Origin of the sequence: Pseudomonas sp. SB113 (assembly GCF_040754745.1) — a bacterium.
GTDB classification, from domain to species: Bacteria; Pseudomonadota; Gammaproteobacteria; order Pseudomonadales; family Pseudomonadaceae; genus Aquipseudomonas; species Aquipseudomonas grimontii.
Genome location: NZ_JBFMHW010000010.1, coordinates 76871 through 93969, shown reverse-complemented (window position 1 = coordinate 93969; position 17099 = coordinate 76871). Strand labels below are relative to the sequence as shown.

14 protein-coding genes and 2 pseudogenes are annotated in these 17099 nt (G+C 60.4%); 9 read left to right on the top strand and 7 right to left on the bottom strand.

The window, feature by feature from the left end; translation table 11 throughout:
* Window positions 1-27: 27 nt before the first annotated feature.
* From AB1462_RS15335 to AB1462_RS15325, 3 genes are read left to right on the top strand one after another with little or no spacing between them, the layout of a single operon-like run.
* Window positions 28-726, top strand: coding sequence for a CoA transferase subunit A (locus AB1462_RS15335; protein WP_090402174.1), 699 nt, complete (start codon window positions 28-30; stop codon window positions 724-726).
* Window positions 727-760: 34 nt separating this feature from the next.
* Window positions 761-1420: a CoA transferase subunit B gene (locus AB1462_RS15330; protein WP_032886654.1), complete on the top strand. Its 660-nt coding sequence runs from the start codon at window positions 761-763 to the stop codon at window positions 1418-1420.
* An 11-nt stretch (window positions 1421-1431) separates the two neighbouring features.
* On the top strand, window positions 1432-2613 hold the full coding sequence (locus tag AB1462_RS15325) for an acetyl-CoA C-acetyltransferase (RefSeq protein WP_090402173.1): 1182 nt from the start codon (window positions 1432-1434) through the stop codon (window positions 2611-2613).
* A gap of 93 nt (window positions 2614-2706) precedes the next feature.
* Here AB1462_RS15325 and AB1462_RS15320 read toward each other — a convergent pair whose 3' ends face one another.
* Entirely contained in the window at window positions 2707-3129 is a 423-nt protein-coding gene (locus AB1462_RS15320) for a PaaI family thioesterase (RefSeq protein ID WP_090402171.1), read from the bottom strand.
* Window positions 3130-3245: 116 nt separating this feature from the next.
* Between AB1462_RS15320 and AB1462_RS15315 the strand changes: the two are divergent.
* A pseudogene (locus AB1462_RS15315) lies at window positions 3246-3383 on the top strand (hypothetical protein); the annotation flags it as partial.
* Here AB1462_RS15315 and AB1462_RS15310 read toward each other — a convergent pair.
* On the bottom strand, window positions 3384-4469 hold the full coding sequence (locus AB1462_RS15310; protein WP_090402169.1) for a DUF1615 domain-containing protein: 1086 nt from the start codon (window positions 4467-4469) through the stop codon (window positions 3384-3386).
* A gap of 62 nt (window positions 4470-4531) precedes the next feature.
* Between AB1462_RS15310 and AB1462_RS15305 the strand changes: the two are divergent.
* The 3 genes and pseudogenes from AB1462_RS15305 to AB1462_RS15295 all read left to right on the top strand — a co-directional run.
* Window positions 4532-4639 (top strand): annotated as a pseudogene (locus AB1462_RS15305) (LysE family translocator); the annotation flags it as partial.
* Window positions 4640-4851: 212 nt separating this feature from the next.
* On the top strand, window positions 4852-9645 hold the full coding sequence (locus AB1462_RS15300; protein WP_367247269.1) for an RHS repeat-associated core domain-containing protein: 4794 nt from the start codon (window positions 4852-4854) through the stop codon (window positions 9643-9645).
* A 1-nt stretch (window position 9646) separates the two neighbouring features.
* On the top strand, window positions 9647-10006 hold the full coding sequence (locus AB1462_RS15295; RefSeq protein WP_090402167.1) for a hypothetical protein: 360 nt from the start codon (window positions 9647-9649) through the stop codon (window positions 10004-10006).
* A gap of 214 nt (window positions 10007-10220) precedes the next feature.
* Here the strand turns inward: AB1462_RS15295 and hemB are convergent, their stop codons facing one another.
* The 3 genes from hemB to AB1462_RS15280 form a co-directional block, all read right to left on the bottom strand.
* Window positions 10221-11195 (bottom strand): porphobilinogen synthase, encoded by a 975-nt coding sequence (gene hemB, locus AB1462_RS15290; protein ID WP_090402165.1) that lies wholly within the window; start codon window positions 11193-11195, stop codon window positions 10221-10223.
* Between the two features lie 118 nt (window positions 11196-11313).
* Window positions 11314-12156, bottom strand: a complete 843-nt coding sequence (locus AB1462_RS15285) for a PhzF family phenazine biosynthesis protein (RefSeq protein WP_090402163.1) — start codon at window positions 12154-12156, stop codon at window positions 11314-11316.
* A 3-nt stretch (window positions 12157-12159) separates the two neighbouring features.
* Window positions 12160-12858 carry a glutathione S-transferase N-terminal domain-containing protein gene (locus AB1462_RS15280; protein WP_367247155.1) on the bottom strand — a complete coding sequence of 233 codons (699 nt, stop codon included), beginning with the start codon at window positions 12856-12858 and terminating at the stop codon, window positions 12160-12162.
* A gap of 258 nt (window positions 12859-13116) precedes the next feature.
* Here AB1462_RS15280 and AB1462_RS15275 point away from each other — a divergent pair, with 258 nt between their 5' ends.
* Both AB1462_RS15275 and AB1462_RS15270 read left to right on the top strand, forming a co-directional pair.
* The gene (locus AB1462_RS15275; RefSeq protein WP_367247154.1) at window positions 13117-13818 is read left to right on the top strand and encodes a histidine phosphatase family protein; all 702 of its coding nucleotides are present in this window, start codon (window positions 13117-13119) and stop codon (window positions 13816-13818) included.
* A 44-nt stretch (window positions 13819-13862) separates the two neighbouring features.
* Window positions 13863-14918: a permease gene (locus tag AB1462_RS15270; RefSeq protein WP_259194313.1), complete on the top strand. Its 1056-nt coding sequence runs from the start codon at window positions 13863-13865 to the stop codon at window positions 14916-14918.
* Here the strand turns inward: AB1462_RS15270 and mnmH are convergent.
* A complete protein-coding gene (gene mnmH, locus AB1462_RS15265) occupies window positions 14908-16008 on the bottom strand; it encodes a tRNA 2-selenouridine(34) synthase MnmH (protein ID WP_367247152.1) in 1101 nt (366 codons plus the stop codon). The genes AB1462_RS15270 and mnmH overlap by 11 nt on opposite strands.
* Window positions 16008-17042, bottom strand: coding sequence for a selenide, water dikinase SelD (gene selD, locus AB1462_RS15260; protein WP_259194315.1), 1035 nt, complete (start codon window positions 17040-17042; stop codon window positions 16008-16010). The genes mnmH and selD overlap by 1 nt, the downstream gene beginning before the upstream one ends.
* Window positions 17043-17099: the final 57 nt, after the last annotated feature.

Sequence of the window (17099 nt, the reverse complement as noted above, 5' to 3'; positions counted from 1 at the left end):
GGCCCACAAACAATAAAAGAGGTGCATATGGCAGGTTTCGATAAACGCGTGGCGTCCTACGAGGAAGCACTGGCAGGCCTGGAAGACGGCATGACCGTGCTCGCCGGGGGTTTTGGCCTGTGTGGCATTCCGGAAAACCTCATCGCCGAGATCAAGCGCAAAGGCACCCGCGACCTCACCGTGGTTTCCAACAACTGCGGCGTCGACGGTTTTGGCCTGGGCGTACTGCTGGAAGAAAAGCAGATCCGCAAGGTGATCGCGTCCTACGTCGGTGAAAACGCCCTGTTCGAGAAGCAATTGCTCAGCGGCGAAATCGAAGTGGTCCTCACCCCCCAAGGCACCCTGGCGGAGAAAATGCGCGCAGGCGGCGCCGGTATCCCCGCCTTCTTCACCGCCACCGGCGTCGGCACCCCGGTCGCAGAAGGCAAGGAAACCCGCGAATTCAACGGTCGCCCGTACCTGATGGAAGAGTCCATCACCGGTGACTTCGCCATCGTCAAAGGCTGGAAAGCCGACCACTTCGGCAACGTCATCTATCGCCACACCGCCCAGAACTTCAACCCGCTGGCCGCCACCGCCGGCAAGATCACCGTGGTCGAGGTCGAGGAAATCGTCGAACCGGGCGAGCTGGACCCGGCGCAGATCCACACCCCTGGCATCTACGTCGACCGGATCATCTGCGGCACGTTCGAGAAGCGCATCGAACAGCGCACCGTGCGCAAATAATCCGCCCCCAGCCCGAACAATAAGGACTCATAAAATGGCTCTTACCCGCGAACAAATGGCTCAACGCGTCGCCCGCGAAATGCAGGACGGTTTCTACGTCAACCTGGGCATCGGCATTCCGACCCTGGTGGCCAACTACATCCCCGAAGGCATGGAAGTGATGCTGCAGTCGGAAAACGGCCTGCTGGGCATGGGCCCGTTTCCTACCGAAGAAACCATCGATGCCGACATGATCAACGCCGGCAAACAGACCGTGACGGCGCGCATCGGCGCCTCGATCTTCTCCTCCGCCGAATCCTTCGCGATGATTCGTGGCGGCCACGTCGACCTCACCGTGCTCGGCGCGTTTGAAGTGGACGTACATGGCAACATCGCCTCGTGGATGATCCCCGGCAAACTGGTCAAGGGCATGGGCGGCGCCATGGACCTGGTGGCCGGTGCGGAAAACATCATCGTGATCATGACCCACGCCTCCAAGGACGGCGAGTCCAAGTTGCTCAGCCAATGCAGCCTGCCGCTGACCGGTGCCAACTGCATCAAGCGTGTGCTGACAGACCTCGCGTACCTGGAAATCGAAAATGGCGCTTTTGTCCTCAAGGAACGCGCACCTGGCGTCAGCGTTGAAGAGATTGTGAGCAAGACCGCCGGTAAACTGATCGTCCCGGACCACGTTCCAGAAATGCACTTCCAGTGAGGACAGATTCCATGCAAGACGTCGTGATTGTTGCTGCTACCCGCACCGCCGTGGGCAGCTTTCAAGGTTCGCTGGCAAGCATTCCGGCACCGGAGCTGGGCGCCGCCGTGATCCGTCGCCTGCTGGAGCAGACCGGCCTGGACCCGGCCCAAGTAGATGAAGTCATCCTCGGCCAGGTACTCACTGCCGGCAGCGGCCAGAACCCCGCACGCCAAGCCTCGATCCTCGCCGGCCTGCCCCACGCCGTGCCGAGCCTGACCCTGAACAAGGTCTGCGGCTCAGGCCTGAAAGCCCTGCACCTGGGCGCCCAGGCCATCCGTTGCGGTGACGCCGAGGTCATCATCGCCGGCGGCATGGAGAACATGAGCCTGGCACCGTACGTACTGCCTGCTGCACGCACGGGTTTGCGCATGGGCCACGCCAAGATGATCGACAGCATGATCACTGACGGCCTGTGGGATGCGTTCAACGACTACCACATGGGCATCACCGCCGAGAACCTGGTGGACAAATACGGCATCAGCCGTGAAGCCCAGGATGCTTTCGCCGCTGCGTCCCAGCAAAAAGCCACTGCCGCCATCGAGGCCGGGCGTTTTGTCGATGAGATCACGCCGATCCTGATCCCCCAGCGCAAGGGCGACCCGGTTGCCTTCGCCGTGGATGAGCAGCCTCGCGCCGGTACCACCGCCGAGTCCCTGGCCAAGCTCAAGCCGGCGTTCAAGAAAGACGGCAGCGTCACCGCCGGCAACGCCTCCAGCCTCAATGACGGTGCCGCCGCGGTGCTGCTGATGAGTGCCGCCAAGGCCAAGGCCCTCGGCTTGCCGGTATTGGCGCGCATCGCCAGCTACGCCAACGCGGGCGTTGACCCGGCGATCATGGGCATCGGCCCGGTCTCGGCCACCCGCCGCTGCCTGGACAAAGCCGGTTGGAGCCTGGACGATCTGGACCTGATCGAAGCCAATGAAGCCTTTGCCGCGCAATCCCTGGCGGTAGCTAAAGAGCTGGAGTGGGATGCGGACAAGGTCAACGTCAACGGTGGTGCCATCGCCATCGGCCACCCGATCGGCGCGTCAGGCTGCCGCGTGCTGGTTACCCTGCTGCACGAAATGATCAAGCGCGATGCCAAGAAAGGCCTGGCGACACTGTGCATCGGTGGCGGCCAAGGCGTAGCCCTGGCCCTCGAACGCAGCTGATAAAAGAGCAACACCGAAAAGGCCCGGCTCCACGAAAAGCCAGGCCTTTTCTTTACGCGGTTTCCCTGAAAATACAGCCCCCACATTAGATCTTCATTGCCTGTCAGATTGAGGCACGGCAAACACCGCGTTCGCCCGCGCCACCACCTTCTCCCCCACCTGCAGGCTCACCGTGGCAAACGCCATTTGCCGCCCTCGCTTGTGATGTTCCAAGCGCACGGTAATCCACTCCCCCACCTGCACCGCCCCCAGGTAATCCACGGTCATGCTCGCTGTAATCAACGGCAACGGCGGCTCACTGGAAAACGCCATGGCATAGCCCATGCCGACATCCGCCAGGGTCGCCAACACCCCACCGTGCACAGTCCCACGCCCATTGGCATGACGATTGTCGGCGCGCAGGCCGATCTCCAGTTGCAGGCCGTCACCTCGGCAATACGCCGGGCCGAGCAAATCCAGCAACGGGCTGCTGCGCGGCAGCGGGACAAAACCTTCGGGCACAGCGTGAGCAATCATGGCGAGTCTTCCTTGGGGTCGGATTTGAGATGTACGCCACATGCCCAACGGCAGCCATCACCATCAGCCCTGCAAATCTTGCACGATGCTTTGCGTTAATTCGCCGAACCCGCTTTATGGTGGACGGCACCGCAGACGCCCTGGCACGCGCCAGCTATGTGCTGCCGTTCATGATCCTGGCGTTTCCGGTAGTGTGGTTGTGGGTGTGGCTGTGGCTGTGGCTGTGGCGCAAATTTGTCAGGCGCCATAGCTGATCAGCGCTTCATGCAACGTTGGTACCGCTCATCCACGCGCTTGGCAAACCACGCCGTGGTCAGGTTGCGGGTGATCTTCGGGCTTTTGAGCACGATGCCCGGCAGGATCGCGCGCGGCATCGGCTTGCCGGCGGCCTGGTCGGCCAGGGCAAACACGCGCTTGTAGAGGGTGGTATCTTCAAAATCCAGCTGTTCGCCCTGTTCCAGCTGGCTGCGGATGCTGGGGTTGCGCATGTCCAGCTTCGCGCCCAATGAGCGCACCGCCAGTTCGGTGGTGCCGGGCAACAATGAGCCGTAGCGAATCAAATCCCCATCCAGCGCCAACTCAGTGCCCGACACGCGGCTGACCGCAGCCTGGAACGCCGCATTACGGCTGGCGTACCAACCCGCATTGAAGTCGGCAAAGCGGTACAGCGGCTGGTCATAGCTCACCGGATAACCGAGCAAATGGGCGATACCGAAGTACATGCCGCCCCGCCGGGTGAAGACTTCCCGACGAATCGTGCCATCCACCGTGTAGGGATAGCCTCGCGCCTGTTTCTGCGCGAAGTCGATACTGACTTGCATGGGGCCTGCGGTGTGCACCGGGTTGAAGCCGCCAAACAACGTGTTGCCCAAGGGCACCATGCTGATGAAGTCATCGAAGATGCCACTCAGGTCCTTCTCCGTGCGCGCGGCATTCAAGCGCTCGGCATAGGACTTGCCGGTGGGAGAGCGCAGTTGCAGGGCGCTGCGCACCACAAAGGCCGGCACATGCACCTTGCCGGCACGCCGCAGGATTTCATCCTGGGCGATCTTGCCCATGCCGGGCACGGGCGGGTCGACCTGATAGGTGGATTCCTGCTCGGTCACCGCCAATACGGCACAGATATTCTCGGTACTGGGGTAGATCTTCTGAGTGTCAAAAGCGGTATAGATGTCCTGGGCCCAGCCGTCGCGGTCTGCGACTTTAGCCGGAAGCAGGCGCACGATCTGCGCCTTCACCTCGGCTTCGCTGCGCTCTGGTTGCTGCGGGCCGCGTGACGTGGAGCAGCCGGCCAGCACCAGCAAAGTAGTGAGGCACAGGATCAGGCGGCTTGGGTACATAAGGCTTCCTTGGATAACGACGGGCCGGGCATTGCTGATATCGACAGGTAAGTCTAACCGGGTTTCGCCGCGCGGTGATCGAATCGCCACGGGTGCAGAACTGGCTGCGCCGCAGTTTTGCGGCGGTGTTTGTGGGGCTGGGGCTGAACCTGGCATTTGCGCAGCGTTGAAGGCTTTTGATACGCAGCCAAAAAGGGACGATAGCCCCTGAAAGATCCCACGTAACGGCAAGATAAGCTCTACAGCCCCAGCCTGAAAACCGCTGCAAAGTCCCTCGTCTGAATACACAGTGCGAGGGATTGCAGATGGTTGTTTTCGTTAAGGGCCTGGTTGAAGGGGCTGCGTCTTGAACCCGGCCATTGGCAGGCTGGCCCTGACCCCGATGGATGTGAAGACGGTCGACGTTGAAAGCGTCTTCCGTGACTTTCGCGAATGCCTTAATACGTTCGATGACTGGGCGCAAAGCTTCTGGAGCTTCTCGGCGCTGGATGTCGAACAGGTCTTCAAGGTTGGCGATGAGGTCGCGCTGGTCGCGCCGATCAATCGCTCAGTCATCCCCAGCAGCACCGTCGCCACGTGCCCGGCCAATGGCACCCTGACGCTGGTGCATATGTTCCAGAGCACACGGTCCGTGCCCATCGGCAACACGCCGGTGATGCTGCAGCGCGTCGATCCCAATGGCGGACCGTTGGGCGAGCCGATCCACAAGACCATCGGCCCCAGCGGCATCCTCGAAATCACCGAGTGTGATCGTAACCAGCCGTACCGAATCAGCTTCTACCCCAACGTTTCCAAGGATCACGTCAAGGCGCTGTATGCGTCTTATCAGTCGGTGATCTCGGGGTTGGAGGCTCGCCTGCGTGAAGAGTGGGCCAGCACTTTCCAGGATCAGTGGAAAGGCTATGCCGAAGCCAAGCCGCTCGATCGGCGCCGAATGCTGGAAGCCGCGTTTGTCAGCGGCCTTGGAAAAGCCCTCTTCAATTTGTGGGACAACGTTACGCAGCTGTATGACCTGTTGGCGGATCTCAAGCCCAACAGCGAGAAGCTGTTGGCCTACCTCTCCCAGGCCGAACTCGATGAGCTGCTGAGGCTGGGCAAAGACACGATTGCCAAGGGTTTGCTGGTGCTCAGCGACGAGCCGCTGCTGTTTATCTATCTGTCGGCCATGGTCAGTTGGATACGCCTGCTACCGCCGCCCGAGATGTATGAAGTGCTGGGCGAGATCACCGGAGAGGTACTGATCAATCTATTTCTGATCTGGGCGACCCGTGGCATGGGCGTGCAGATTCGCCTGGGCGCTCAGGTGCTGGGACATATCAAATCCGGGCGAGCGCGCCAGTGGCTGGAGAGGCTGGCTGATCAGTTGGTGGGGCCGAAGTTGGAGGCGCATGTCGAGGCGGTGAAGCCTTTGCTGCTCAGTGGCCCGGCGACAGCAATCAAGACTGTACCGGTTGCGCCGTTGAAGGCTGGGGAGCATGTGGTTTCGAACCCTGTGCCGGCGGTTCGCAGGAAGACTCAGCAGACGGTATTGGTCAGGCAGGAGCCTGTCGACGATGTGCCTGTTTCGGGGAAGAACCCGAATGGCGATGCGGCGGCTTCTTCGGATAGGACGGCAACCAATGGCTGCCCGGTGTCGATGGTTACCGGGGAGGAATTGCTGACCCTGACCGATGGCACGTTGGATGGGATCTTGCCGTTCGAGTGGACACGGTTGTATCGCACCAGTGCGGTGGAAGTGGATGGCGGGTTGGGGTTTGGTTGGAGTCACTCGCTGGCGCATCGGCTTGATGTGTCGGGCGATTCGGTGGTGTGGACGGACCATGAGAATCGCATTACTTCGTTCCCGATGCCGACTGTTGCTCGACCTGCAATCACCAATAGTTTGGCCGAAGCGGCGATCTATTTGGGTTCTTTGCCGGACGAGTTGGTGCTGGCCCAGGCGTCGCGGTTTTATCACTTTCGTGACGGGGTGTTGGTCTCGATCAGTGATGCGTATGACAACCTGTTGCGGATTTCTCGGGATTTTTCCGGGCGCATTGAGCGGCTGGATAACGGGGCGGGTTGTGCGCTGTTCCTGCACTATGCGTCGGCCCGCATCGTGGCGGTGGACTACCAGGTGCAGCGGGCCAAGGGACGTGAACCCTACGTTTGGGTCACGGAGCAGAACGTCGTTTCCTACGCCTATGACGACGCTGGCCGGCTGGTCTCGGCGACCAATGCGATAGGCGAAAGCGAGGTTTATCGCTACGACGATCAGCACGTGATTCTTGAGCGTGGGCTGGCCGGTGGGGCGAGTTTCTTTTGGGAATGGGAACGGTCCGGCAAAGCGGCGCGATGTGTCCGGCATTGGGCCAGTTTTTCCCAGATGGATACGCGGTATGCCTGGGGGGACGACGGCCGTGTCACGGTGCACAACGCCGATGGCAGCCAGGAAGTGTATGTCCATGACGACCGGGCGCGACTGGTGCAGCGGATTGATCCGGACGGTGCGCAGCACTTCAAATCCTACGATGACAAGGGCCGGCTGACGGTCGAGCAGGATCCTCTGGGGGCGGTGACGGCGTATCAGTACGGAGAAGCCGGACGCTTGGTGGCGTTGTTTCCGGGGGATGATGAGCCCACGTCCTACGAGCATGACAACGGGTTCGTACGGGTTGTAAGGCGGGGTCTGGCGGTTTGGAAGTACGAGCGCAATGACCAGGGCGATGTCATTCGTAAGATCGATCCCGATGGACATGTTACGGATTACAGCTACGACAAATACGGGCAACTGGTTGGGGTTTGGTACCCGGATCACAGTTGTCAGCGGCTGGTGTGGAATGATCGTGGGCAGCTCATAGAGGAACAACTGCCCAATGGCGGGATCAAGCGGTATCGCTATGACGATCTTGGCCGACAGATTGCCCGTGAGGATGAACATGGGGCGCTGACCCAGTACCAATGGGACAGTGTCGGTCGGTTAACGCGTGTCGTTTTACCCGGCGGTGCTTGTAGGGAATACAGCTACAACCCCTACGGAAAAATCACCGCCGAACGCGATGAGTTGGGGCATGTCACCCGCTACGAATATGCCGACGGTTTGCACCTGATCAGCCGGCGCATCAACGCCGATGGCACCCAGGTCACCTACCGCTACGACAACGTGCGGTTATTGCTGACAGAGATCGAAAATGAGATCGGCGAGACCTACCGACTTGCTTATCACCCCAACGGCCTGATCCAGCAGGAAGTCGGGTTTGATGGGCAGCGCACCGCCTACGTCTACGACCTCAACGGCAACCTGCTGGAAAAGACCGAATCCGGTGACGATGGCAGTCAGCTCGTTACTCGTTATGAGCGAGACCATGCCGGACGCCTCGTACGAAAAACCCTGCCCGACGGCAGCCTTGTTGAATATGCCTACGACCGCCAGGGCAACCTCCTCAGCGTCGACGACGGCCACTGGGCGCTGGCCTACGAATACGACCCACAAAACCGCCTCACCGCCGAACACCAAGGCTGGGGCACCTTGCGCTACGGCTATGACGCCTGCGGCCAGCTTCAACACCTGCGCCTGCCGGATAACAACCGCCTCGCCTTCAACCACGCCAAAGGCGGCCACCTCGCCACCGTCGAGTTAAACGGCGCACCGCTGACCTCTCATCTATTCAAAGCCGGCCAAGAACACCAACGCCAACAAGGCCAACTCCTCAGCCACTACCACTACGACGACCAACACCGCCTGCACGCCCACGCGGTCACTCAACAACAAGACCACCTCTACCAACGCCAATACGACTACGACAAAACCGGCAACCTCACCCGCCTGCTCGACACCCGCAAAGGCGACCACCACTACCACTACGACCCCCTAAGCCGCCTCACCCGCGCCGACCACTCCCAAGACCTGCAGGAACGCTTCGGCCACACCCCCGCCGGCAACCTGCTCATGCACGACCGCCCCGGCCCCGACATCGTCGCCGGCAACCGCCTGATGATCCAGGGTGACCGTCACTACGACTATGACGCCTTCGGCAACCTGATCCGCGAACGCCGTGGCAAAGGCCATCAACTCGTCACCGAATATCGCTATGACTGTCAGCACCGTCTGATCGGCATTACGCAGCCCAATGGCCAAACCGCGAGCTATCGCTACGACCCGTTTGGGCGGCGCATCAGCAAAACCGTTGACGGCCTAACGACGGAGTTTTTCTGGCAAGGCGACAAGCTGATTGCCGAGCACCATGCGGACCGCCATCGCAGTTATCTCTATGAACCGGACAGCTTTCGCCCGCTGGCGCTACTTGAAGGTTTCGGCCCAAAAGACACCAAGCCCTACCACTACCAACTCGACCACCTCGGCACACCGCAGGAACTCACCGCACCCGACGGCGACATCGTCTGGTCCGCCCACTACCGCGCCTACGGCCAGATCAGCCGTCTCGACAAAGGCAAAATCGACAACCCTCTGCGTTTTCAGGGGCAGTACTTCGATCAGGAAAGCGGACTGCACTACAACCGTCATCGCTACTACAATCCGGATATTGGTGGTTACCTCACGCCAGACCCGGTGAAGTTGGCGGGTGGGATCAACGCGTACCAGTACGTGCCCAATCCAACGGGATGGGTGGATCCGTTAGGCTTGAGCACATGTCCAGGTGGGGATGGATGTAAGCCAAGCACGAGCGTTCCGACACCTACGGAAAGTGTCAATCACGGAGAGCCCGCTTTACCGCAACTGACACGTGTGGAGCGACAGGCAAGAATTGATGAGCTTGCAGAGGCAAACGCCCACAGACGTTTGAGTGAGATTGAGCAGGCATTCCCAAGGGCACACTTTTTAGAGAAACATGGGGCGCAGACAACTCTTCAATCCCAACTTGAAAGGGTACAGACAGGCAAAAACCCAACCACCGGAGTAATTGAGAGATACGCTGGAGGCACTATGAGCGGGCAGCCAAAGATACCTAGTGCAGCTACTCGATACCTTAGTCATAGGGACCAACTGAACGCCATCTATCGTGCCAAGTTAATATTCAGACGGACCAACCTCGCAACATCTCGCGAGCCCACGGACATGGGAAAAACAATCGGAGAGGGCTATAAAAAAGACACACTTGAATATGGAACACAAAGAAAAGCAACAGTAATACTAGATACAGACGGAAACCCAATCACCGCCTATACGGACTACTAACATGAAATATCAACCTAAACTTTCAATCCTCCGCAGCCTATTATTCACCTACAACATCGAAAACCTTGACGACTCCGAAAGAGAGATCTTCATTGCATCAAAAAACATAAATGATGACAAAGAACTCATCGAGTTACTTGACAAACTTACCAAACCTGAATTCATAAAATACAAGAGAGATGAAAGAGAATGGCACATCAACACCCTCCAACACTTCTTAAATACAGACGAAAACTTCGAGTCCGTATTTTATCTTTTTGACACTTACTTCAATGACGAAATAACTGACAAAAGGCAATTTATGAAAGTCCTGCTTGATTGCCTTGGAAAATACAACGCAGAAGCTATCAACAACGAATAAAAGCAACAATAAAGCCAGAAAAAATATATAAAATTCAGACCAGCGATTGAAAAGAATTTTCTTCGTCCAAACACACAATTCAATCTTCACAGATTGCAGTTAGTCAGGGAGATGAAGTATTTAAGGTAGATCGTGGGGGTGGGGCTGCTACGCAGCCCAACGCGAGCAAGCTCGCTCGCCACAAGTGTTCGCTCACCAAGGGTTTACGCTGCCCTTAGATCCCAGCCAACGCCAAGTCCATCGCGAAGTAGGTAAAGATCAAATCCGCACCCGCGCGCTTGATCGAGCCCAAGGTTTCACGCACGACCCGATCCTCATCAATCGCCCCCGCCTGGGCGCCGAATTTGATCATCGCGTATTCGCCGCTGACCTGGTACGCCGCCACCGGCAGGCGCGAGGCTTCGCGGATGTCGCGGATGATGTCGAGGTAGGCACCGGCCGGCTTGACCATCAGTGCGTCCGCGCCTTCCTGTTCGTCCAGCAGCGATTCGCGCACGGCTTCGCGGCGGTTCATCGGGTTCATCTGGTAGCTTTTGCGATCGCCCTTGAGCGCGCTGCCGCCAGCTTCGCGGAATGGGCCGTAGAGGGCCGAGGCGAATTTGGTCGAGTAGGCCATGATCGGGATATGGGTGAAGCCGGCGTCATCCAACGCGCGGCGGATGGCCTGGACCTGACCGTCCATAGCGGCCGAGGGGGCGATCACGTCGGCACCGGCGCGGGCGGCGGCAACGGCTTGCTTGCCGAGGTTGACCAGGGTCGCGTCGTTGTCGACGTGGGCACCGTGTATCACGCCGCAGTGGCCGTGGTCGGTGTATTCGCAGAAGCAAGTGTCGGACATCACGATCATCTCCGGCACCGCGTCCTTGATGATCGAGGACATGCGCGAGACCAGGCCGCGCTCTTTCCAGGTGTCACTGCCGTTGGCGTCCAGGTGGTGGGACACGCCGAAGGTCATCACCGACTTGATACCGGCGCGGGCATAGCGCTCGATCTCAGCCGCCAGCTTCTTTTCCGGGATGCGTCGAACGCCAGGCATGCTGGTGATCGGCACAAAGTCGTCGATTTCTTCTTCGACGAAAATCGGCAGCACCAGGTCGTTGAGGGTGAACTCGGTTTCCTGGAACAAGCCACGCAGCTCCGGGGAGCGGCGCAGGCGACGGGGGCGGGCTTGGGGGAACTGGCTGGTCATGGCTGTCCTGAAAAAGTGGCTGGAAATCTTTGGGGCGAAAGCTTATGCCCCAAGGCCCCGGCAGTACAAACGCCAAGGGGCCAACAGTGTATTGCGGGGGCGGTAATAATTTATTGATCTAGAGCTGTAGACGCCCTTCGATGCACACCGCGACGACGCCACCGATCCAGATTTCATCGCCCTGGCGTTCGACGCGAATACGCCCCGCACGCCCCATGGCCGTGCCCTGGCTGACCACGTAGCACTCAGGCGCGAGCCCTTCGCTGAGCAGCCATTGCGCAACGCCGGCATTCAGGCTGCCGGTGGCCGGGTCTTCCTGGGCTCCGTCACCTGCGACAAAGGCACGCACCTCAAACTGCGCGTCCACGTCGTCGTCAGCCGGGTTGCAAGGTGCAATCACGCCGACGGCCAGTCCCTGCAGTTGCGAATAGTCCGGCTGTAAAGCCAGGACTTGATCACGCTCAGCCAACATCACCGCGAGCCACCCCGCGCCATTGTCGACCCACTGACTGCGCACGATGGCCCCCGGCGCCAGGCCCAATCCCAGGCGAACACGCTCCAACAACGTGGAGTCCACAGCGCCGGAGCGCATCAACGGCGGCGCAATAAACGCCAGTTCATCGCCTTGACGACGGATACGCACCAGGCCGATTTCACACTCCTGGATAATCTCGTCGCCTTTGGGCATGCCTCCAGCCTTGAGCCACGCATGGCAACTGCCCAGCGTCGGATGCCCGGCGAACGGCAACTCCTGCAAGGTCGTAAAGATCCTCACCCGGTAGTCAGCCCGAGGATCGCGCGGTGTCAGCAAAAACGTGGTTTCACTGAGGTTTGTCCACTTGGCGAAGTCGGCCATCTGCTGGTCGCCGAGGCTGTCGGCCCCCAGGACGACGGCCAGCGGGTTGCCCTTGAGCGACACGCTGCTGAATACATCCAGTTGTTTAAAATCGAAAGTCGGCATACGTCAGCTCGGAATACTCAGGCCACGGATGACCGCCGGCCGGGCGACAAAGCCGTCCAGCGCGCGCAGTACGTTAGGGAAGTCGGCAATGCCGACCAGATCGCCCGATTCATAGAAACCGATCAGGTTGCGAATCCAGGGGAAGGTGGTGATGTCGGCGATGCTGTAGTCATCACCCATGATCCAGGTGCGGCCGAGCAGGCGCTTTTCCAGCACCTCCAGCAAGCGCCGGGATTCGGCGGCATAACGGTCGCGGGGGCGCTTGTCTTCGTAGGCCTTGCCGGCAAATTTGTTGAAGAACCCCAGCTGGCCAAACATAGGCCCGATACCGCCCATCTGGAACATCAGCCATTGAATCGTTTCATAACGTGTCGCCGGATCTTCGGAGAGCAACTGGCTGGTTTTTTCTGCCAGGTAGATCAGGATCGCGCCGGACTCGAACAGCGCCAGCGGCTGGCCGGCCGGGCCGTCGGGGTCGATGATCGCGGGGATTTTGTTGTTGGGATTCAGGGACAGGAACTCGGGGGAAAACTGGTCCTGGGTCTCGAAACTGACCTTGTGTGCCTCATAAGGCAGGCCCAGCTCTTCAAGCATGATCGAGACTTTTACCCCGTTGGGCGTGGGCAACGAGTACAGTTGCAGGCGCTCAGGGTGCTGGGCGGGCCACTTACTGTTGATCGGGAACGCGGCGAGTGGGTTCATCAGGAAATCCCTGGCTAGGCAGAAAGTCCCCATCATAGTCATCTGCCCGGTGTCCTGCATGGGTCATCAATGCGCAACATCAGCGGGCTATTATCCCGCGTGGGCGAACCAATACGCCCGCGCGCACTCTTAAGTGCGCTCAAACGGTGAATGGAGGCGCCTCGCTATACCCGACACGGAACACCGCAGGACGCCTCCAGGCGTCACTGGGGCCAGGCTTGTCCGCCTTAACGTGACGCACGAAGACTCGAACCTATAATGAAGATCAAGCCTCTGCGCCTTGTGCAACGATTCAAACGCTACTCATACATCATGTTGCCACTGCTGCTGGTGAGCGGCGCCATGGTTGCCGCCCTTGATGCCCGTGAAAGCCGCGCCCAACCGGTGGACGGCGTGCAAACCCTGGTGTTCCTGCGCCACGCCGAAAAACCTGCCGGCGGCCTGGGGCAGCTCAATTGCCAGGGTTTGAACCGCGCAATGAACCTGGCCACCCTGCTGCCGGAAAAATTCGGCAAGGCCAACTTCGTGTTCGCCGCCAACCCGACGCGCAATGTCGAGGAAGGCGAACTGGACAACTCCTACAGTTATATTCGCCCGTTAATGACCATCAGCCCCAGCGCCATCAAGCTGGGCCTGCCGGTGAACATCAAGTTCTCGGCCAATGACACCAGCGACCTGGCCGACGAGCTGGTGGAAGACAAGTACCACAATGCCACCATCTACACCGCCTGGTCCCACGGCTACCTGCCGGAGCTGATCAACAAGGTGGCGAGTGAAGCCTCCGGCGAAAAACACACGATTACCGACGACTGGTCCGGCAGCGACTACGACACGTTGTACGTGCTGACGCTGACCTGGCATAACGGCAAAGCCTCGCTGCTTAGCCGCAACTACAAGCAGGGCTTGAACGACGGCGAGGAATCCTGCCCGCAACCGACGCAGGTGAGTGCCGACAGCTGAGAGCGTATGATGCGTCGCAATTGACTCATCAGCGGATCCTCACCATGCCTAACCTCTCCTCCACCCAGCCCGTCCGGGGCTGGTCGTTCTGGTGGAAACCTGCACTATTCCTATTGGTAGCCTGCGTAGGCCTCTACTACGTGAAGTGGTCGCCCTACTACTTCAAGGCGTTTGTCGCCGCTGATAACCACAGCATCGGCGCCTCGATCCTCAACGATCAACAAAGCTCACCCCTGGCAGCGGCGCTGGCCTACGCCCAGGTGTATTTCCTGGCGATCTGGAAAGCCGCCGTGCTGGCGGTGATCCTCGGCTCGTTGCTGCAAGTGCTGATCCCCCGCGACTGGTTGCTGCGCCTGTTTGGCCGCGCCGGCCTGGGCTCGACCTTGCGCGGAGGGCTGTTCGCCCTGCCGGGGATGATGTGCAGTTGCTGCGCGGCCCCCGTCGCGGCGGGCATGCGCCGCCAGCAGGTGTCGGTGGGCGCGGCGCTGGCCTTTTGGATTGCCAACCCGGTGCTGAACCCGGCGACGCTGGTGTTCATGGGCTTTGTACTGGGCTGGGGCTTTACCGCGTTGAGGCTGGTGGCGGGCATTGTGCTGGTGGTGGGTGTGTCACTGGTGGCACAGCGCATCGCGCGGCCGGAGCAGGTGCCGGAAGTCGCGCTGGACGCGGTGGCCGAGGCCAGCCAGGTCGACGCGCAACCTTTCCTCGGTCGGTGGCTGCGTACCCTGTGGCAGCTGTTCTGGAGCACGATACCGATCTATATCCTGGCGGTGCTGGTGCTAGGCGCCGCGCGGGTCTGGCTGTTCCCCCATGTGGACGGCGCCATGACCAACAGCCTGGTGTGGCTGGTGCCGCTGGCGATTGTCGGCACACTGTTTGTGATTCCTACAGCGGCAGAGATCCCCATCGTACAAACCATGATGACCCTGGGCATGGGCACCGGCCCGGCAGTGGCCCTGCTGATGACCCTGCCCAGCGTGAGCCTGCCGTCGCTATTGATGCTGCGCAAGGATTTCGATGCGCGGGTCCTGGTGACGGTGGCCGGGCTGACCATGCTGGTAGGCGTGGTGTGTGGGTTGATCGGCGCGTTTATCCTCTAAGGGCGCGCTCGCGCAGATAGGCCGTGACGGCGCCCTGCTCTCCCGCAAACTCGATCCGTGCGCCTTTGCTTTCACGCTGGAAGGCGTACATCGGGTCGTAATATTCGCGCAATAGCCCTTCAATCCAGGCGCGATGCAGGTCCACGGCGCCGCTGCGCAGCTGTTCCGCCAGGGCATCCTGCATGATCGCCTGCAACCGCTGGAAGCGCTCGCCGCCCAGGCGCTTGTGGATATTGGCCAGGCTCTGGGTCAGGCGCTCGGCAAACAACGCCTGGCCCTGCTCACCAAACACCGCGATGAACTCCGCGCACAGGTCAACGACGTAGTCGCGCAGGATGCGCTCGACGCGGCCTTCGACGCTGTCTTCCAGCCACACCATCGGAAAGGTCTGCATGCCCTTGTGCAACGGCAACGGCAGCGCGCAGCTGCCGATCATGCGGCTTTCATCCTCGACCACGAACTGCTCGATGCCAGCCGCGCGTTTTCTCAGCAGGTCCACCGCCAGGCGGTTTTCGAAATCGATGTTGGAGGGTTGCGCCGTGGCGCGCTTGCCGAAGCTGGAACCGCGGTGGTTGGCATGGCCTTCCAGGTCCAGGGCGTTGCGCAACTGGCCCAGGACCTCGGTCTTGCCGGTGCCGGTCATGCCGCCCAACAGCACGAAATCACAGTGGGCTGCCGCCTGATCAAGGGTATCCAGCAGGAAGGTACGCATGGCCTTGTAGCCACCGCCGACCCGTGGATACTCGATACCGGCTTCGGTTTTCAACCATTGCTGCACGATCTGCGAGCGCAGCCCACCACGGAAGCAGTACAAGAAACCGTCAGGATTGACCTGGGCAAACCGTGCCCATTGTTCGATACGGTCGGTCTTGATCGCCCCCGACACCAGCTCATGCCCCAGCACAATGGCGGCTTCCTGGCCCTGCTGCTTGTAGCAGGTGCCGACGCGTTGCCGCTCGTCATCGGTCATCAGCGGCAGATTGATCACGCCTGGGAACGCGCCCTTGGCGAATTCGACCGGCGCGCGGGTATCCATCATCGGCCGGTCGTTGAGGAAAATGTCGCGGTAATCGGTGATGTCAGTTGCCATCAAAACACCTCTACCGCGTGGGTCTGTCGCTCAACCAATTGGCCGATCGGCTCAAGGCTCAAGCCCAATTCAGCCGCCGTCGCGTGGAACTCGGCGTCGCCTTCAGGGGTGACCGCGATCAGCAGGCCGCCACTGGTCTGCGGGTCGCACAGCACGCGCTTGTGCAGCTCCTGCAGGCGCCCGAGTTTGCTTGAGTAGCTGTCGAAGTTACGCAAGGTGCCGCCAGGCATGCAGCCCTGGTCCAGGTAGTCCTCGATCCCCGGCAGGCGTGGGACTTTGTCGTATTCGATGCGTGCGGTCACAGCGCTGCCGTCCGCCATTTCCACCAAGTGGCCCAACAGACCGAAACCGGTGACATCCGTCATTGCCGTCACACCGGCCAGCTTGCCGAAACGGCTGCCGGGCTTGTTCAGGGTGCACATCCAGTCACGGGCCAGGCCGATATCCGCTTCACGCAACTTACCCTTCTTTTCGGCGGTGGTGAGGATGCCGATGCCCAACGGTTTGGTCAGGTACAGGCGGCAGCCGACGGTGGCGGTGTCGTTGCGCTTCATATGGCGTTTTTGCACGATGCCGGTGACGGCCAGGCCGAAGATCGGCTCGGGGGCGTCGATGGAGTGCCCACCCGCCAGGGGAATGCCGGCTTCGTCGCACACCGAGCGGCCGCCGCGGATCACTTCACGGGCGATCTCCGGCGCCAGCACGTTCACCGGCCAGCCAAGAATGGCGATGGCCATCAACGGGTCGCCGCCCATGGCGTAGATGTCACTGATTGCGTTGGTGGCGGCGATACGGCCGAAGTCGAAGGGGTCATCGACAATCGGCATGAAAAAGTCAGTGGTGGAGACCACGCCGCGCTCGTCGTCGATGGCGTACACCGCCGCGTCATCGCGAGAGGCGTTGCCCACCCACAAGTTGGGGTCGAGGTTCTGCGCGCCGCTGCCAGCCAGGATCACTTCCAGCACCTGGGGCGAAATCTTGCAGCCACAACCCGCGCCATGGCTGTACTGAGTAAGGCGAATCGGCTCGTTCATGGTGGACCTCAAGCTATCAAGTGGGCGGATTCTAGCAGACAGCAAAAGGCCGGCTGG

Bases quoted from the DNA above. Each gene is read 5' to 3' on its own strand.
- AB1462_RS15335 (WP_090402174.1), top strand. From the start codon at position 28: ATGGCAGGTTTCGATAAACGCGTGGCGTCCTACGAGGAAGCACTGGCA.
- AB1462_RS15330 (WP_032886654.1), top strand. From the start codon at position 761: ATGGCTCTTACCCGCGAACAAATGGCTCAACGCGTCGCCCGCGAAATG.
- AB1462_RS15325 (WP_090402173.1), top strand. From the start codon at position 1,432: ATGCAAGACGTCGTGATTGTTGCTGCTACCCGCACCGCCGTGGGCAGC.
- AB1462_RS15320 (WP_090402171.1), bottom strand. From the start codon at position 3,129: ATGATTGCTCACGCTGTGCCCGAAGGTTTTGTCCCGCTGCCGCGCAGC.
- AB1462_RS15310 (WP_090402169.1), bottom strand. From the start codon at position 4,469: ATGTACCCAAGCCGCCTGATCCTGTGCCTCACTACTTTGCTGGTGCTG.
- AB1462_RS15300 (WP_367247269.1), top strand. From the start codon at position 4,852: ATGGATGTGAAGACGGTCGACGTTGAAAGCGTCTTCCGTGACTTTCGC.
- AB1462_RS15295 (WP_090402167.1), top strand. From the start codon at position 9,647: ATGAAATATCAACCTAAACTTTCAATCCTCCGCAGCCTATTATTCACC.
- hemB (WP_090402165.1), bottom strand. From the start codon at position 11,195: ATGACCAGCCAGTTCCCCCAAGCCCGCCCCCGTCGCCTGCGCCGCTCC.
- AB1462_RS15285 (WP_090402163.1), bottom strand. From the start codon at position 12,156: ATGCCGACTTTCGATTTTAAACAACTGGATGTATTCAGCAGCGTGTCG.
- AB1462_RS15280 (WP_367247155.1), bottom strand. From the start codon at position 12,858: ATGAACCCACTCGCCGCGTTCCCGATCAACAGTAAGTGGCCCGCCCAG.
- AB1462_RS15275 (WP_367247154.1), top strand. From the start codon at position 13,117: ATGAAGATCAAGCCTCTGCGCCTTGTGCAACGATTCAAACGCTACTCA.
- AB1462_RS15270 (WP_259194313.1), top strand. From the start codon at position 13,863: ATGCCTAACCTCTCCTCCACCCAGCCCGTCCGGGGCTGGTCGTTCTGG.
- mnmH (WP_367247152.1), bottom strand. From the start codon at position 16,008: ATGGCAACTGACATCACCGATTACCGCGACATTTTCCTCAACGACCGG.
- selD (WP_259194315.1), bottom strand. From the start codon at position 17,042: ATGAACGAGCCGATTCGCCTTACTCAGTACAGCCATGGCGCGGGTTGT.